This window comes from Dellaglioa sp. CoH-55-MRSF-7 (genome assembly GCF_056782235.1).
The window spans coordinates 1-259 of record NZ_JBXAYI010000179.1; the positions used below are offsets into that span (position 1 = coordinate 1).

Sequence of the window (259 nt, forward strand, 5' to 3'; positions counted from 1 at the left end):
TAGCATCGGTATATCCGGATAGGTGCCTGCCAGTAGACCGATCATGACGCTGACCATTTCGATGGTGGTGCCCATAGATTGGATACCGCGCGTCATGAAGCGTTCCGCAACGAAGCCGTCCGGTTTGTACAGATCAACCCATCTTTTTAGTTCTGCCAAGAATTCGGTGCGGGAGGGCCCGAACCGGGTCAAATCCGAAACGGGCTTTTCTAACACCGCATTGGCCATTACCTTTACTTTGCCGCTGGCGTTTACGGCC

The 259-nt window shown here is 53.7% G+C and carries 1 protein-coding gene; it reads right to left on the bottom strand.

Going from position 1 to position 259, the window contains the following annotated elements; translation table 11 throughout:
* Nucleotides 1-259, bottom strand: a 259-nt coding sequence (locus AC1RPU_RS08325) for a hypothetical protein (protein WP_481769700.1), incomplete at both ends; no start/stop codon positions are given.